This is a genomic window from Saccharothrix sp. 6-C, assembly GCF_016695385.1.
GTDB classification, from domain to species: Bacteria; Actinomycetota; Actinomycetes; order Mycobacteriales; family Pseudonocardiaceae; genus Actinosynnema; species Actinosynnema texasense.
The window spans coordinates 2,531,758-2,546,478 of the sequence record NZ_CP064192.1 but is presented as its reverse complement, the minus strand read 5'-3'; the positions used below and the strand labels follow the sequence as shown (position 1 = coordinate 2,546,478).

The window sequence follows — 14,721 nt, the reverse complement described above, 5'->3', positions numbered from 1 at the left end:
CCCGCGGATCCCGGGCGCGTCGGCGGGCCGACCGACCCCGGGTCATCAGTTCGTAGGACGCCACGGGCCCGGCCCTGTGCTGTGATGACGGGGTGCAGCTCCGCCCGAACCGCCGCGACGCGCTGATCGTGGGGGCGTTCTTCGCGGTGGGGCTGGTGGCCTACGGGCTCGGCCTGGACAGGGTGACGGGCGACCGGGACGGGCACACGCCGATGGGCGTTCGGGTGGCGGTGCTCGCGGTGGCGTGCGCCGGCCAGCTGTTGCGCCACCGGGCGCCGGTGGCGGCGTTGGGCGTGGTCGGGGTGGCCGCGGCGGCGGACTTCCACCTCGGTCTGAGCATGCCCGTGCTGATGGTCGGCATCGACGTGCTGTTCGTGGCGACCCTGGACGGGTCGCGCGGGCTGCGGCAGGTGCTCGTGGGCCTGGTGGCGGCGGCGACGGTCGGCGTCACGGCGGCGGTCGCGGCGATCGGCGACTGGCGGCTGTCGTTCTACACGGGGTTGCAGGTGTTCTCGCTGCTCGTGGTGCCCGTGTGGTGGGCGACGAACGTGCGGCGGCACCGGGAGAGCGCCGAGCAGGTCGCCCGCATCGCCGAGCTGGACCGGCGGGCCGCGGTGAACGCCGAGCGCAACCGGATGGCCCGCGACCTGCACGACGTGGTGGCCGGGCACATGTCGGCGATCGCGATCCAGTCCGAGGCCGTGCTGTCGCTGCGCTCGGGTGACCCGGAGACCGCGCGGGCGGTGTTGAAGTCGGTCCGGGAGAACAGCGTGCGGGCGTTGGCCGAGATGCGGACGATGATCGACGTGCTGCGGGCCGACGAGCCGGTGGACGAGCCGGTGGCGGTGCGGCTGGCCGACGCGGGCAGGCTGGTCGAGTCGGCCGCCGCGGCCGGGCTGGACGTGGAGCTGCGCGGCGCGGACCCGGGCGAGCTGCCGGTGGGGGTGGACGTCGCGGCGTACCGGATCGTGCAGGAGGCGTTGACCAACGCGGTGAAGCACGCGCCGGGCGCGCGCACGTCGGTGGCGCTGGAACGGCAGGTCATGCGGTTGGTGGTGGTCGTGCGCAACGACGTGGTGGACGGTCCGCGCGGCACGGGGACGGGAACGGGGTTGGTGAGCATGGCGGAACGCGCCCACCTGGTCGGCGGGGTGTTCTCCGCGGGTCTCGACGGGGCCGAGTGGGTCGTGCGGGCGGAGTTCCCGCTGTGATCCGGGTGGTGGTGGCCGACGACCACGCGGCGATCCGGGCCGGGCTGGTGATGATCCTCGACGACGCGGACGACGTGGAGGTGGTCGGCGAGGCGGCGGACGGCGCGACCGCGGTGCGGTTGGCCAAGCGGTTGGCGCCGGACGTGGTGCTGATGGACATCCGGATGCCCGGGGTGGACGGCATCGAGGCGACCAGGCAGCTCAGCGGTGTGTGCGACGTGCTGGTGCTGACGACGTTCGACCTGGACGAGTACGTGCGCGGCGCGCTGCGGGCGGGTGCCGCGGGGTTCCTGCTCAAGTCGGTGGAGGCGGCCGCGCTGGTGGACGCGGTGCGGCAGGTCGCGGCCGGTGACGGGGTGCTGGCGCCGAGCGTGACGCGGCGGGTGATGCGGGAGTTCGCCTCGGCCGCGCCGCGGGCGCGCCCGGCCGGGTTGGACGCGTTGACCGACCGCGAGGTGGAGGTGCTGCGCTGCCTCGGCGAAGGGCTGACGAACCACCAGATCGGGCGAAAGCTGCACATCGGCGAGACGACGGTGAAGACGCACGTGTCGCGGGTGCTGACGAAGCTGGGCCTGCGGTCGCGGGTGCAGGCGGCGATCCTGGCGCAGGAGGCCGGGGTGACCGGCGGCCAGGGCGGGGACGGCCAGGTCAGCGGCGGTGCAGCGCGGCCTTGAGGTCTTCGCGGCGCAGCACGCCCGCGGGCCGGCCTTCGAGGTCGACGACCAGGTACTCCCAGGCGGCGGTGCCGTGCACGCGGTCGACCACCTCGGCGCCGGTCTCGTTCTCCAGCAGCACGGTCTCCGGCCGGATCGGCACGGCGGCCTGCTCGGCGGGCGCGTGCGGCGAGGTGCTGGCCAGCCGGCGGGCCAGCTCGCGGTCGAGCAGGCCGGCGGCCACGCCGTCGGCGCGGACCAGGACCACGCCCCGGCCGGCGGACGCGGTGAGCGCGCCCGACACCGGGCTCTCGGCGGGCAGCTGGAGCACGGGCCGGACGAGTTCGCCCAGCGTGAGGCCGTCGGGCCAGGTGCTGCGGCGTTCGGCGGTGAACTCGCCGCGCGCGCCGGCCAGCACGAACCACGCGGTCAGCAGGCACACGCCGAAGCGCAGCCAGCGGTCCTCGGCGCCGTCGAGCACGCCCCAGACCGCCCAGACGACGAGCAGCGCGGCCACCACGCCGCCGCCGACCACGGCGGCCTTGGTGCCCGTCGCACGGCGGCCCGTGACGGCCCACACGCCCGCGCGCAGGATCCGGCCGCCGTCCAGCGGCAGGCCGGGCAGCAGGTTGAACACCGCGACGGCGGCGTTGGCGAACGCGGTCTGCGCGATCAGCAGCCAGGCCGCGTCGGGCTGCGGGATGGTGGAGGCGGCCACCGCGAACGCGCCCGCCAGGACGATCGAGACGATCGGACCGGCGGCGGCGATGGCGCCCTCGTGGCCGGGGCGGGTCGGGGTGCGCATCACCTCGGACACGCCGCCGAGCAGGAACAGGCGCAGCCGGCGCACGGGCAGGCCCAGGCGTAGCGCGACCAGGCTGTGGCCGAGCTCGTGCGCCAGCACGGACAGCCCGAGGAAGACCGCGAAGGTGGCGGCGAGGAGCACGCCGGCGAGGCCGCCCGTGCCGGGCGCGATGCGGCCGACCAGCGGCGCGTAGAGCACCACGATGGCCGCCGAGCCCAGCCACCACGAGGGCGCGAGCAGCACCGGTATGCCGGCCACGCGGAACAGCGGCAGCCCGCCGTCCCGGCCGACCTGCCGTCGCCAACCACCCGTCGTCGCCACGGGCAGAGCCTAGGCGGCCGGGTGTATCAGGACTGTGTTGGATCAGGGGTCGGATCAGGGCCGGGACCGGTCCGGGCGTCGATCCGGGCGCGCAGGCACCGCCGGGTACCGGTCGCCGCGCTCGTGCACCACCTCGGCGAGGATCACGCCGAGCCGGACGTGGTGGTGGAGATCGCGCCCGCCCTGCGCGGAGGTGGCGCGGCGGTCGGCTTCCGGGGCGAGACGCACCCGACCGCGCTGGAGCGCACGGGCGTGCTGGACCGGCTGCGCGGGATGCAGACCGGCGGCAGCCCGATGACGTTCGTCGAAGTGCTGCGCGGGACCTCCCGCGGGTGCTCCACGAGCACGGGAAGGACCAGGTGGACCACGTCTGTTGTCGGGCGACGAGTTCCTGCCGGGCCTGATGCCTCGCGCACGTCGCCGGGTAGCTCCCGCGCGGTTCGGACCCGATCTTGTCGGGGGGTTGGCCTATGGTTCTGGGCCATGGCAGTGCCGACGATCACCGAGCGCCCTGTTCGCAGGCCAGCGCTGTCGCCCTCGCGAGCGGGCGACTTCAAGCAGTGCCCGCTGCTCTACCGCTTCCGCGCCGTCGACCGGCTGCCCGAGAAGCCGACCAGGGCGCAGGTGCGCGGCACGGTGGTGCACGCGGTGCTGGAGGACCTGTTCGGCCTGCCCGCCGGCGAACGGCTGCCGGAGACCGCGCGGGCGCTGGTCGGTCCGGCGTGGGACCGGGTGCGGGCCGAGCGGCCGGAGTTCGCCGAGCTGTTCGCCGAGGGCGATCCCGAGCAGGAGCGGTGGCTGGCGTCGGCGGAGGAGCTGCTGGACGGCTACTTCGGGCTGGAGGACCCGCGCCGGTTCGACGCCGACGCCCGTGAGCTGCTGGTGGAGTGGGAGCTGCCCTCGGGCGTGCTGCTGCGCGGGTACGTCGACCGGGTGGACGTGGCGCCCACCGGCGAGATCCGGGTGGTCGACTACAAGACGGGCGCCGCGCCGCGCGAGGTCGGCGAGGCCAAGGCGTTGTTCCAGATGAAGTTCTACGCGTTGGTGCTGTGGCGGCTGCGCGGCGTGGTGCCGCGTCAGCTGCGGCTGATGTACCTGGCCGACCGGCAGGCGTTGGCCTACCAGCCCGACGAGGCGGAGCTGACCCGGTTCGAGCGCACGCTGGAGGCGATCTGGGACGCCATCCTGCGCGCGGCGAAGACCGGCGACTTCCGGCCGAACCCGGGCCGGCTGTGCGACTACTGCGACCACAAGGCGCTGTGCCCGGCGTTCGACGGCACCCCGCCGCCGTACCCGGGCTGGCCGGAGCCGGACGCCGGGTCGGAGACCGCGCTGGACCGGGCCGACTGACGGGCGAGGGCCGCGCGCCCGGGTGATCCGACGCCGATGGGGTTCCGCCGATGGGGTTCTGCTGATGGACGCGTTCTACGAACCGCTGGACGACGACCGGTTCGCCTCCACCGGGCACACCACCGGTCCGTGGGGCAATGACAGCCAGCACCTGGGGCCGCCGTCGGCGCTGCTGGTGCGGGCGTTGCAGCGGTGTGCGCCGCGACCGGAGGCGGTGCTGTCGCGGGTGGTGTTCGAGGTGCTCGGCCCGGTGCCGGTGGCGGACCTGACGGTGACCGCGTCGGTGGTGCGGCCGGGGCGTTCGGTGGAGCTGCTGTCGGCGGAGCTGGCGCACGAGGGCCGTCCGGCGCTGCGGGCGAGCGCGTGGCGGATCGTGGCGGGCGACACGGCGGCGGTGGCGTCCGACGCGGGCGCGCCGCCGGTCCCGCCGGCCGAGTGCGAGCCGATGGACCTGCCGGAGCACTGGCGGAGCGGCTACCTGGCCGCGATGGAGTGGCGCTCGGTCAGCGGCGGCGTCTTCACGCCCGGTGACGCGGTGGTGTGGGCGCGTCCGCTGGTGCGCGTGGTGGCCGGCGAGGAGCCGACCCCGGCGCAACGCCTGTTCACCGCGGCCGACTCGGCGAGCGGCGTGTCCAGCCGGTTGGACCTGCGCACGTGGTACGCCATCAACACCGACCTGACCGTGCACCTGCACCGCGAACCGGTCGGCGAGTGGTTCGCCCTGGACGCGCGCACGGTGATCGGATCGTCGGGGGTCGGTGTGGCGAGCAGCGTCCTGCACGACGAGCGCGGGCCCGTGGGGCGCAGCGCGCAGTCGCTGTTCGTGCGGGAGCGCTGACGGTCGCACCGGGCACGTGACGCGGGCACCATGGGGTGGTGAGGTTCGCGGACCGCTTCGACGCCGGCCGGGTGCTCGCCCGGGCGCTGGCCGGCGAGTCGTGGACCGACCCCCTGGTGCTCGGGTTGGCGCGCGGCGGGGTGCCGGTGGCGTTCGAGGTCGCCTCGGCGTTGGGCGGCGAGCTGGACGTGGCCGTCGCGCGCAAGATCGGCGCGCCCGGCCACCCCGAGTACGGCGTCGGGGCGGTCACCGCGGCCGGCGAGCCGATCTACGACGACGAGGCGCTGCGCGTGCTGGGCCTCACCCGCGAGGACCTGGCCGAGACGTGCGAGGCCGAGCGGCGGGAGGCCCGGCGGCGGCTGGAGCTGTACCGCGCCGGTCCGGTGCGGCTCGAAGGCCGTGACGTGCTGGTGGTGGACGACGGCCTGGCCACCGGCGTGACGGCCCGGGCCGCGTTGCGCGAAGCCCGGGGGCAGGGCCCGCGGCGCTTGGTGCTCGCGGTGCCGGTGGGCTCGGCGGAGGGGGTGCGGGCCCTGCGCGCGGATGCCGACCTGGTGGTCTGCCCGCACCCGCGGACGGATTTCCGGGCGGTCGGCCGGTTCTACGGCCACTTCGACCAGACCACCGACGACCAGGTCGTCGGGCTGCTGCGCCGTCAGGGCGCGCGGTAGTGCTCGACGGTCGGGAACGGGTCGTAGAAGTGGTGCAGCAGCGCCTTCCAGCGCGGGTACAGCGGGCCCTGCCGGAAACCGACCGTGTGGTCCTCCAGCCGTTCCCACCCCACCAGCAGCAGGTACCGGGACGGGTGCTCGACCGACCGCCGCAGGTCGAGCGAGACGAACCCGGGCGACCGGGCGATGACCTCCCGCGCCTGGTCGAAGGCCCGCTCGAAGTCCGCCTCCAGGCCGGGGCGGACGTCGAGCGCGGCGACTTCCAGGATCACAGGTGCCGGTAGACGTCTTCGAGGGTGAGACCGCGGCCGAGCATCAGCACCTGCACCCGGTACAGCAGCTGGGAGACCTCTTCGGCCAGGCGCTCGTCGGACTCGTGCTCCGCGGCGATCCAGACCTCGCCGGCCTCCTCCAGCACCTTCTTGCCCTGCGCATGCACCCCGGCCTCCAGAGCCGCGGCGGTGGCGGAGCCCTCAGGGCGGGTGCGTGCGCGTTCGCTCAGCTCGGCGAACAGCTCGTCGAAGGTCTTCACGGGGGCTGATCCTCCCATCCCCCGAACGGCCGCAGGCACCCAGGTCAGGCGGTGACCGGCCGCGCGGCGCGGACCCGGGCCCGCAGACCCGCGACCTGGGCCACCGCCGACGCCACCGCGAACACCACGCCCGGTCCGGGACGCGGCCCGACCATCGGCACGACGTGCCCGAAGATGTGGGACGCCTCGTCGTAGCCGGTCGCGACGACCACCGCCGCCGCCACCGCGACCACCGCGAACCCCGCCGAGACCGGCCGGGCGACCTTCGCCGACGCGTGCGCCGCGACCGCCGCGCCGAGGTAGGCCCACCACAGCGGCAAGCGGGACAGCTCGACGTCGATGTCGCCGTAGGTCGCCCACGGCACGAGCACGGCCAGCACGGTGAGGCAGATCGAGACGATGGTCCACTTGGCCAAGGGGGTCACCGGGCGAACCCTAGATGCCGTAGTGCGGGCCGGCGAAGGGCCACACCTCGGCGATCCACCTCGGCACGAACGCGTCCAGCGCGCGCTCCAGGTCGGTGCCCACGCGGTCGTCCACGACCCACCACGAGATCCGCGCGTCGACGCCTTCCTCGTCGTCGACGGGGTCGATGTAGACGCACCCGCGCAGCTCGGTCTCGTCGGCGTCGAAGACCGCGTAGTTGAACGACTCGTGCGCGTCCTGCTCCCGTTCGTGCCGGGCGAGGTCGACGCGGTCCTGCTCGTGGGTCATGTGGGCGGGCGGCCAACCCCACTTCTCGCCGTAGAGCGACCAGAGCCGCTGCCGCGAGCCCATCACGGCGGGGTAGTCGACGTCCACATCGGACTCGCGGATGGGCCTCAGGTGGTGCTCGGCGTCGAGCGGGACGCGGGTCGGGTGGGCGAAGTCAGCGGGGAGCCACGGCATGGCGCGGATTCTGCGCGGGCGGGGCCGGTGTCGCCACCGAAAATCCGGTGGCGCGACGTCCGACGCGCCCAACACACTGCCCTGATGACCGATGGGCTGGTGCTGCGGACCGCGCGCCCGGACGACCTCGACCAGATCGGCGCGCTGCTGGCCGACCGGGGTGAGCCGGCGGACGCCGTCGACCACCGCCTGGTGGTGGAGGACCCGGACGCGGGCTGGGAGGCGTGCGCGGTCGTCGTGGACGGCGACAAGGTCGTCTCGACCGCGACCCTGCTGGACGAGACGCTGGTGCTCGACGGGGTGCGGCTCCCGGCGGGCCAGGTCGAGCTGGTCGCCACGCACCGCGACTACGAGGGCCGCGGGTTGGTGCGCGCGCTGATGGGCTGGGCGCACGAGCGGTCCGCCGCGCGAGGCCAGCTGGTGAACGTGATGCTCGGCATCCCGTACTTCTACCGCCTGTTCGGCTACACCTACGCGATCCCGATCCGGCCCACCCGGCCGGTGACGAGCCGTCCCGACGGCGGCGGGCACGCGTTGCGCGAGGCGGGTGTCCCGGACATCCCGGCGATGGCCCGGCTCCAGGACGCCGAACAGGCGCGGGCCGACCTGCGGATGCCGCACTCCCCCGCCCTGTGGCGGTGGTTGGTGGCGCGGGACGGCAGCACGCAGTGGCTGGTGGAGCGCGACGGCGTGCCGGTCGCCACGGGTCGCACCACCCCGCCGGAGGAAGGCGGCCGGCTGGGCGAGCCGGCGGCCGTGGACGAGGCGGCGGCGCACGCGCTGCTCGCGCTGACCGGGGCCGCCGAGGTGACCGAGCGGCCCGGGTCGGTGGCGGGTGCGGCGCTGGAGCCGTTCCTCGGGCCCGCGGCGAGGGAGGCGAACTCGTACTACGTGCGGATCGGCGACCCGGTCGCGGTGCTGGAGCGCCTGCGGCCGGTGTTCGGGCGGCGGTTGGCGGCGGCCGGGTTCGCCGATCGGGTGGGCGAGGCGGTCGTCTCGTTCTACCGGTCGCACGTGCGGCTGCCGTTCGGGGCGGGCGAGGTCGGCCCGGTGTTGCAGGGCGGGCGGATGCAGGCGCCGGGCGCGGCCGGTGGCGCGGGCGTGGCGCCGGACCTGCTGGCGTCGCTGCTGTTCGGGCCGCACGGGATCGAGGGCCTGACCGAGCGGTTCCCGGACGTGTACCCGGGCCCGGACGCCGAGCTGATGCGCGCCCTGTTCCCGCCGGTGCGCGGCGACCTGATGACGTTCTACCTGGTGTAGGTCAGGTGGCGGTCCGGAACAGCTCCCGCGCCCGCGTGATCGACCGGGTCAACGCCCCGGGCTCCGGCCGCAGTCCCGCCACGATCGCGTCGACACCGCGCAGTCCCGCGTCCCGCAGGAGCCGCTTCTCGTTCGTCGTCCACTGGCCGCGGGCCGCGAGGACCGCGTGCCCGGTCTGCAGGGCGGCGGTGACCAGCGTGGCCGCGACTTCGGCCAGCCGGCCGCTGGGCGCGTGCGCGGACAGGGCGTAGTCGAGGGTCAGGGCCGCTTTCCCGCGCCACACCGGCGGCGCCGCCGCGCGCAGCGCCTCCGGGTAGGTCGGGCGGGGCAGGGTGCCGCGCAGCACCCGGTTGAGCGCGAGTTCGCCGACGACCAGGTAGCTCGGGATGCCGGCGAGGTGGAACATCAGCGGCTCCCAGTGGAAGCGGCCCCGTTCGGCTTCGGCGAGCTCGTGCTCGACCACGGCGAGGTCGCGGTAGTGGACGTCGACGCGCCGGCCGTCGACGGTGAGCCAGGCGCCGCCGTTGAACACGCCGCCGCCCCACGCGCCGACCTCCGAGACCTCGCCCTGCCAGCCGATCGCGCGCAGGTCGGCGGGGTCGAAGCCGCCCCGGTAGTAGACGGCGAGGTCCCAGTCGCTGTCCGGGGTGTGGGTGCCTTGGGCGCGCGACCCGCCGAGGGTGACGGCGTGCACGGCGGGCAGGGCCGCCAGCCGGTCGGCGAGGTGGTCGAGGAACGTCGCGTCGGTCGGGTGCACGCCGACATGCATAGTCCCGGGACCGGGGTCGCGTCAGCTCGATTACCGCGTCAGCTCGACCACAGGGTGGCGAACTCGACGCCCATCGCCACGCCCGCGAGCACCAGCAGCGCGCCGGCGGCGGTGAGGGCCCGCCGGTAGCCGGTGTCGGTCAGCCGGCGGCGGCCGCGGGCGACGAGCAGCGCGATCACCACCTTGCCGCCGACCAGGGTGAGGTAGAACCCGACCAGCAACCCCACCCCCGCGCCCGCCGACGCGCGCCAGGTGGTGACGGTGAGGGGACCGAGCGCCGTCGCCCACGCGATCCACGGGTGGGGGCTGAGCAGGTTCACCACCACCGCCCGCCGCAGGACCGCGAACTCCGCGGAGCCGGAATTGTCGGACCCCGGCGGTAGAATCGAATTCAGGGATCCCCTGGGCGGCGACCCCTGCGAAGCATGGTCTTCCAGCGCCGGTGGAGCCTGGTCTCCCGGCGGCGCCTGCGAAGCGTGGTCTTCCAGCGCCGGTGAAGTCCGGTCTTCCGGTGTCGCCGGTGAAGCGAGGGGGTCCGGGGTCTGCCGCGATGCGCGGTCCCCCGGAGTCGGGGGGCGGTCGGTCAGGGAGGCGGATCGCGCGTCCCGGACGGTCTGCACGCCGGTCCACACCACGAACACCGCGCCGACGACGCCGAGCACGCCCAGCGCGCGTCCGGGCAGGCGGTCCAGCAGGAGCAGGGTCACGGCGACCACGACGGCGTCCGAGAGCAGTGGCGCGCAGGCGGTCAGGCTGCCCGCCCTCCAGCCCGACCTCAGCGCCGACGTCACCACCAGCACCAACAGCGGGCCGGGGCTGATGCTCGCGGCCAGACCGAGGGCCAGTCCCAACCCCAGTGCGTCCACGGCGGCAGACTAGGCCACGTGTCCGAGTTCGCCCGTGTCCTGGCCACCCTGCGGCAGATCCGCGGCCTCAGCCCGTTCTTCGCCCTGGACGTCGGCCGGCCCGACGACACCTGGCACGACGGCGCGGCCCTGTCGCACGGCACCGCCCTGCCCGACACCCTAGACCTGATCTCCGCCCGCTACCGCACCCGGGAACGGCGGGTCGCCGGGTCGCTGTTCTTCCTCGGCTACACCGCACGACTGCTGAGCCCGGTCGTCGCGGCGCGCGCGGTCGGCGGGGCGGTGCCCGACATCCGACCCGGCAACCTGTGGTGGCGCTACACCCCGGAAGGGCTCCAGGTCCGGCTCAAGGACCCGGTCGCCGGCGTCGGCGTCGCCGAGTCGCTGGAGCCGGTGGTGGAGGCGGTGCACGCGGCCACGTCGGTGGCCCGCGGCCTGCTCTGGGGCAACGCCGGGTCGTCCGCGGCGGGCGCGCTGCGCACGATCAGCCGCAGCGGCGTCGACTGCGTCGCGTCGGCGGACGAGCTGTTCGCCGACCCGCCGCTCCAGGGTACCGGCGAGTTCATCCCGTTCCCCGGCGAGATCGCGTTCCGGCGGCGCAGCTGCTGCCTGTACTACCGGCTCGACGGCGGCGGCACGTGCGGGGACTGCCCGCTGTCGCCGCGCTGAGGCGGGAGGAGCACGACAACTCGTCTGGTCGGTTGTGCCGGCCCGCGATCCGCCTCTACGGTCGCAGCGCCGCAGTGGACGGGAAGCCGGTGTGAATCCGGCGCGGTCCTCGCCACTGTGACCGGGGAGCCAACCCGCCGAGAACGTCACTGGCCGCGTGAGGCGGCTGGGAAGACGCGGGGACGGCGTCGATCCGGGAGTCAGGAGACCGGCTGCGGCACGAGTTGTTGTTGACCTTCCACGAGGTATGGAGGAGGCCGTCATGACGAGCCCCGCGCACCCCCTTCCCACTCCCATCCCCAGGTGGGCCTACGCCGTCGCCCTGGTCGCGTTGACCGTGACCTGGCTGGTCCTTCAGGAGAACGGCATCGCGCTCGGCCACGCCGCCGAGACCGTGCACGAGTTCTTCCACGACGGGCGCCACGCGCTCGGCGTCCCGTGCCACTAGGCGCGGCCGCCATGTCGACGAACACGTACAAAGGCCTTCTGCTGCGCGGTGTCGGCGCGGGCGCGGTGGCCGGGCTGCTCGCGGGCCTGGTCGGCGTGCTGGTGGTCGAGGCGCCGATCCGGGCGGCGCTGGCCGTCGAGCAGGCGCGGCCCGACGCGGGTCACGGGCACGGCGAGCTGTTCAGCCGCGGCACGCAGGTGGTCGGCGGCGTGCTCGCCGCGGTGGTGGTGGGTCTGGCCGTCGGCGCGCTGTTCGCCACCGCCTACGCGGGGTCGCGGCGCTGGTTCACGTCGCAGGCCCCGTTCGTCCGGGCGGTGGCGCTGTCGGCGGCGGCGTTCGGCGCGGCGGCGTTGCTGCCGGCGGTGAAGTACCCGGCGAACCCGCCCGCGGTGGGCGACCCGGACACGGTGGGGTACCGCACGGTGCTCTACCTGGGGCTGATCGCGGCCGGGCTGCTGGTGGCGGTCGGCGCGAGCCACCTGGCCTCCCGGTTGGGCCACCTCGGCGCGCCGGTGCGGGCCACCGCCGTGGCGTCGGCCGTGGTGGCGGCGGTGGTCGTGCTGCTCGTCGTGTTCCCGGCGACGCCGGACGCGGTGCCGTCCGACCTGCCGGGCGGCGTGCTGTGGGAGTTCCGGCTCGCGTCGCTCGCCGAGACGGCCACGCTGTGGCTCGGTCTCGGCGTCGTGTTCGGCCTGCTCGTGGACCCGGCCACGCGCCGGGCGAAGCGGGTGTCAGCGCTGTAGCAGCGAGGCGAGCGTCGTGAGGTCCACGCCCACCAGGGACTCGCGGAACACGCGGCGCTCGCCCTGCTCCACCGGCACGTCGCACGGCACGACCAGGACGGTGCAGCCGGCGGCCACGGCGGAGGCGACGCCGGTGGGCGAGTCCTCGATCGCGACGCACCGGGTCGGGTCGACGCCGAGCAGCCGGGCGGCCCGCAGGTACGGGTCGGGCAGCGGCTTGTTGCGGCGCTCGACCTCGTCGCCGCACACCGTGGCGTCGAACAAATCACGCCCGATGGTGTCCAGCGCGACCTCGGTCAGCTGCCGCTCGGTCGACGTCACCAGGGCCATCTGCACACCCGAGTCGCGGACCGCGCGCAACGCCTCGCGCGCGCCCGGCCGCCACGGCAGGCCGGCGCGGAACACCTCCTCGGTGCGCCGCATGATCCAGGCCGCGCCGTCGGCGACCTCCTCCTCCGAGGGGTGCTCGACGCCCACTTCCGCGAACAGCATCGACATCGTCCGGGGCACGCTCGACCCGACCATCGCCTGCCTGGTCGCGAGCGACAACGTGCCGCCCAGCTTCTCGACGAACTCGTAGAGCGGGATGTCCCACAGCTTCTCGGAGTCCAGCAGCGTGCCGTCCATGTCCCACAGCACAGCCTCGACCGTCATGTACGTCCTTCGTTGAAGTACTTCGCTTCCGGGTGGTGCGCCACGAACCCGCCATTCACCTGTTCGACGTAAGTATCCCGCAGTGTTGCGCACGGAGTGTGATCGAGGGTGGTCGGCTGGACCTGCTCCGGCCGGACCGGCGACGGCGCCGCGGCCGTGCTCCTCAAAGGCCTCACGTGGGGGTTCGGCACCCCGACGTGACGGTCCGACGATCTTCCCCGGGCCGCCGGACGTGACCAGGTCCGCGCGATCGGCCCCGAAGGTGTCGGTCCCCACGGCGACCGCGCCCGCCCCACAGCGGGCCCGACCACCCGGCGCGCGCTGTCGGCCCCCGTGCCGGCGAGGATCTTGGTGTGACCCCCTTGACCTGCGCGATCATTCCGGATCGGGGCGGCGGGCCGCGTGATGGGGTTCGTCGCGCGGCCCGCGACGGGGACGCGGTCGGCGGGCGCGCCCGCGAGAGGCGGCGTGACACGAACCGACATGCGCCAAGCCTACGGCGTCGGGTGTGCGGCAGTGGTCGTAGTCTGGCCGCGTGACCGATCCGGACGAGGCCGCCCAGACCCCCTTCGACCCCAGCAAACCGCTCACCAACCCGATCATGGTGGCGGCGTTCGAGGGGTGGAACGACGCTGGCGACGCCGCCAGCACGGCGATCGAACACCTGCAACTCACGTGGGACGCGACGCCGCTGGTGGAGATCGATCCGGACGACTACTACGACTTCCAGGTGACGCGACCCACGGTCCGCATGGTGGACGGCGTCACCCGACGGGTTGAATTCCCGACGACGCGCCTGTCCGTCTGCCGGCCGCCCGGGTCGTCCACCGACGTGGTGCTCGTGCACGGCATCGAGCCGAACATGCGGTGGCGGAAGTTCGCCGCCGAGCTGCTCGGCCACATCGAGGACCTGGGCGTGACCACCGTCGTCACGCTGGGTGCGCTGCTGATGGACACCCCGCACACCCGGCCGGTGCCCGTGACGGGCACGGCGTACGACGAGGCCGCGGCGGCGAAGTACGGGCTGGAGCGGTCCCGGTACGAGGGGCCGACCGGGATCGTCGGCGTGTTCCAGGACCTGTGCGTGCAGGCGGGCGTGCCCGCGATGTCGTTCTGGGCGGCCGTGCCGCACTACGTCTCCCAGCCGCCCTCGCCGAAGGCGACGCTCGCGCTGCTGCACCGGGTCGAGGAGGTGCTGGACGTCGAGGTGCCGCTCGGCGCGCTGCCCGAGCAGGCCGAGGAGTGGGAGCGCACGGTCAGCGAGATGGCCGACGAGGACGAGGACGTGCGCAACTACGTGCGGGCGTTGGAGGAGCGCGGGGACGCGGAGATCCAGATCACCGAGGCCAGCGGTGACGCGATCGCCGCCGAGTTCGAGCGGTACCTGCGGCGGCGTGGCCGGGGCCCCGGACGCGGGCCGACCGGGATGTGACCGGGCCCGGCCGCACCACGACCGGGCCCGGCCGGACCACGCGGCTTCGCCGGCCCACGGCCCGACTCGGCCGGACCAGGCTCCGACTCGGCCTGGCCGCCACCCGGCTCGGCCCCACCGCGACCCGACTCGACCGCACAGCCACCCGGCTCGGCGGGACAGCGACCCGACTCAGCCGCACAGCCACGCGACTCGACCGGACCGCGACCGGGCTCGACCGGACCGCCGCCCGGCTCGGCCCCACCGCTACCCGACTCGGCCCCACAGCCACCCGGCTCGGCGGGACAGCGACCCGACTCAGCCGCACAGCCACGCGACTCGACCGGACCGCGACCGGGCTCGACCGGACCGCCGCCCGGCTCGGCCCCACCGCTACCCGACTCGGCCCCACAGCCACCCGGCTCGGCGGGACAGCCACCCGGCGCGGCCCCACCACGACCAGGTTCGGCCCCACAGCGACCTGGCGCGACCGCACAGCCACCCGGCGCGACCGCACAGCCACCCGGCGCGGCCCCACCACGACCAGGTTCGGCCCTACAGCGACCTGGCTCGGCGGGACAGCCGCCCGGCGCGGCCGGACCGCGCGGCTTCGCAGAGGTACTCGCCCAGGG

General features: G+C 74.8%; 19 protein-coding genes and 1 riboswitch. Of the genes, 10 read left to right on the top strand and 9 right to left on the bottom strand.

The window, feature by feature from the left end; translation table 11 throughout:
* The first annotated feature begins 92 nt into the window (after positions 1 to 92).
* Positions 93 to 1,211 (top strand): sensor histidine kinase, encoded by a 1,119-nt coding sequence (locus IOD16_RS40935; RefSeq protein WP_201440030.1) that lies wholly within the window; start codon positions 93 to 95, stop codon positions 1,209 to 1,211.
* Positions 1,208 to 1,885: a response regulator gene (locus tag IOD16_RS11530; protein WP_201440029.1), complete on the top strand. Its 678-nt coding sequence runs from the start codon at positions 1,208 to 1,210 to the stop codon at positions 1,883 to 1,885. Before IOD16_RS40935 ends, IOD16_RS11530 begins: the two co-directional genes overlap by 4 nt.
* Here IOD16_RS11530 and IOD16_RS11525 read toward each other — a convergent pair.
* A complete protein-coding gene (locus tag IOD16_RS11525) occupies positions 1,860 to 2,990 on the bottom strand; it encodes a site-2 protease family protein (protein WP_123742251.1) in 1,131 nt (376 codons plus the stop codon). The two genes, IOD16_RS11530 and IOD16_RS11525, sit on opposite strands and share 26 nt — an antisense overlap.
* Positions 2,991 to 3,133: 143 nt before the next feature.
* Positions 3,134 to 3,358 carry a hypothetical protein gene (locus IOD16_RS11520; RefSeq protein WP_201440028.1) on the bottom strand — a complete coding sequence of 75 codons (225 nt, stop codon included), beginning with the start codon at positions 3,356 to 3,358 and terminating at the stop codon, positions 3,134 to 3,136.
* Positions 3,359 to 3,473: 115 nt separating this feature from the next.
* Here IOD16_RS11520 and IOD16_RS11515 point away from each other — a divergent pair, with 115 nt between their 5' ends.
* From IOD16_RS11515 to IOD16_RS11505, 3 genes are all read left to right on the top strand, one after another.
* Entirely contained in the window at positions 3,474 to 4,340 is an 867-nt protein-coding gene (locus IOD16_RS11515) for a RecB family exonuclease (RefSeq protein WP_201440027.1), read from the top strand.
* Between the two features lie 61 nt (positions 4,341 to 4,401).
* Positions 4,402 to 5,178 carry a thioesterase family protein gene (locus tag IOD16_RS11510; protein ID WP_442978119.1) on the top strand — a complete coding sequence of 259 codons (777 nt, stop codon included), beginning with the start codon at positions 4,402 to 4,404 and terminating at the stop codon, positions 5,176 to 5,178.
* A gap of 38 nt (positions 5,179 to 5,216) precedes the next feature.
* Positions 5,217 to 5,849, top strand: coding sequence for a phosphoribosyltransferase (locus IOD16_RS11505; protein WP_236594911.1), 633 nt, complete (start codon positions 5,217 to 5,219; stop codon positions 5,847 to 5,849).
* Here the strand turns inward: IOD16_RS11505 and IOD16_RS11500 are convergent.
* Genes IOD16_RS11500 through IOD16_RS11485 form a run of 4 tightly spaced genes read right to left on the bottom strand, consistent with a single transcriptional unit; the run spans position 5,834 to position 7,269 of the window.
* Positions 5,834 to 6,121 (bottom strand): antibiotic biosynthesis monooxygenase family protein, encoded by a 288-nt coding sequence (locus tag IOD16_RS11500; protein WP_201440024.1) that lies wholly within the window; start codon positions 6,119 to 6,121, stop codon positions 5,834 to 5,836. The two genes, IOD16_RS11505 and IOD16_RS11500, sit on opposite strands and share 16 nt — an antisense overlap.
* Positions 6,118 to 6,381, bottom strand: a complete 264-nt coding sequence (locus tag IOD16_RS11495) for a phosphoribosyl-ATP diphosphatase (RefSeq protein ID WP_123742256.1) — start codon at positions 6,379 to 6,381, stop codon at positions 6,118 to 6,120. The genes IOD16_RS11500 and IOD16_RS11495 overlap by 4 nt, the downstream gene beginning before the upstream one ends.
* 44 nt (positions 6,382 to 6,425) lie before the next feature.
* A complete protein-coding gene (locus IOD16_RS11490) occupies positions 6,426 to 6,806 on the bottom strand; it encodes a hypothetical protein (protein WP_201440023.1) in 381 nt (126 codons plus the stop codon).
* Between the two features lie 10 nt (positions 6,807 to 6,816).
* Complete coding sequence (locus tag IOD16_RS11485) at positions 6,817 to 7,269, bottom strand: GNAT family N-acetyltransferase (protein WP_201440022.1); 453 nt, start codon at positions 7,267 to 7,269, stop codon at positions 6,817 to 6,819.
* An 84-nt stretch (positions 7,270 to 7,353) separates the two neighbouring features.
* Between IOD16_RS11485 and IOD16_RS11480 the strand changes: the two genes are divergently transcribed.
* Positions 7,354 to 8,529 carry a GNAT family N-acetyltransferase gene (locus IOD16_RS11480; protein ID WP_201440021.1) on the top strand — a complete coding sequence of 392 codons (1,176 nt, stop codon included), beginning with the start codon at positions 7,354 to 7,356 and terminating at the stop codon, positions 8,527 to 8,529.
* A gap of 1 nt (position 8,530) precedes the next feature.
* Here the strand turns inward: IOD16_RS11480 and IOD16_RS11475 are convergent, their stop codons facing one another.
* Together IOD16_RS11475 and IOD16_RS11470 are read right to left on the bottom strand one after the other, a co-directional pair.
* Positions 8,531 to 9,286: a nucleotidyltransferase domain-containing protein gene (locus IOD16_RS11475; RefSeq protein ID WP_236594910.1), complete on the bottom strand. Its 756-nt coding sequence runs from the start codon at positions 9,284 to 9,286 to the stop codon at positions 8,531 to 8,533.
* Between the two features lie 50 nt (positions 9,287 to 9,336).
* Positions 9,337 to 10,164, bottom strand: a complete 828-nt coding sequence (locus tag IOD16_RS11470; RefSeq protein ID WP_201440019.1) for a LysE family transporter — start codon at positions 10,162 to 10,164, stop codon at positions 9,337 to 9,339.
* Between the two features lie 18 nt (positions 10,165 to 10,182).
* Between IOD16_RS11470 and IOD16_RS11465 the strand changes: the two genes are divergently transcribed.
* The 3 genes from IOD16_RS11465 to IOD16_RS11455 all read left to right on the top strand — a co-directional run bounded on the left by IOD16_RS11465 (position 10,183) and on the right by IOD16_RS11455 (position 12,024).
* Entirely contained in the window at positions 10,183 to 10,833 is a 651-nt protein-coding gene (locus IOD16_RS11465) for a (2Fe-2S)-binding protein (protein ID WP_201440018.1), read from the top strand.
* A 47-nt stretch (positions 10,834 to 10,880) separates the two neighbouring features.
* A riboswitch (cobalamin riboswitch) is annotated at positions 10,881 to 11,064 on the top strand.
* 31 nt (positions 11,065 to 11,095) lie between these two features.
* Positions 11,096 to 11,281, top strand: a complete 186-nt coding sequence (locus IOD16_RS11460; RefSeq protein ID WP_201440017.1) for a CbtB-domain containing protein — start codon at positions 11,096 to 11,098, stop codon at positions 11,279 to 11,281.
* Between the two features lie 11 nt (positions 11,282 to 11,292).
* A complete protein-coding gene (locus tag IOD16_RS11455; protein ID WP_201440016.1) occupies positions 11,293 to 12,024 on the top strand; it encodes a CbtA family protein in 732 nt (243 codons plus the stop codon).
* Here IOD16_RS11455 and IOD16_RS11450 read toward each other — a convergent pair.
* On the bottom strand, positions 12,013 to 12,678 hold the full coding sequence (locus tag IOD16_RS11450) for an HAD family hydrolase (RefSeq protein WP_201440015.1): 666 nt from the start codon (positions 12,676 to 12,678) through the stop codon (positions 12,013 to 12,015). The genes IOD16_RS11455 and IOD16_RS11450 overlap by 12 nt on opposite strands.
* A gap of 535 nt (positions 12,679 to 13,213) precedes the next feature.
* Between IOD16_RS11450 and IOD16_RS11445 the strand changes: the two genes are divergently transcribed.
* Positions 13,214 to 14,110 carry a PAC2 family protein gene (locus IOD16_RS11445; RefSeq protein ID WP_123742265.1) on the top strand — a complete coding sequence of 299 codons (897 nt, stop codon included), beginning with the start codon at positions 13,214 to 13,216 and terminating at the stop codon, positions 14,108 to 14,110.
* Positions 14,111 to 14,721 lie beyond the last annotated feature (611 nt).

What these genes read in the sequence shown, in the direction of transcription:
- IOD16_RS11515 (WP_201440027.1), top strand. Translation starts at nt 3,474, where the DNA reads ATGGCAGTGCCGACGATCACCGAGCGCCCTGTTCGCAGGCCAGCGCTG.
- IOD16_RS11485 (WP_201440022.1), bottom strand. Translation starts at nt 7,269, where the DNA reads ATGCCGTGGCTCCCCGCTGACTTCGCCCACCCGACCCGCGTCCCGCTC.
- IOD16_RS11480 (WP_201440021.1), top strand. Translation starts at nt 7,354, where the DNA reads ATGACCGATGGGCTGGTGCTGCGGACCGCGCGCCCGGACGACCTCGAC.
- IOD16_RS11460 (WP_201440017.1), top strand. Translation starts at nt 11,096, where the DNA reads ATGACGAGCCCCGCGCACCCCCTTCCCACTCCCATCCCCAGGTGGGCC.
- IOD16_RS11455 (WP_201440016.1), top strand. Translation starts at nt 11,293, where the DNA reads ATGTCGACGAACACGTACAAAGGCCTTCTGCTGCGCGGTGTCGGCGCG.
- IOD16_RS11450 (WP_201440015.1), bottom strand. Translation starts at nt 12,678, where the DNA reads ATGACGGTCGAGGCTGTGCTGTGGGACATGGACGGCACGCTGCTGGAC.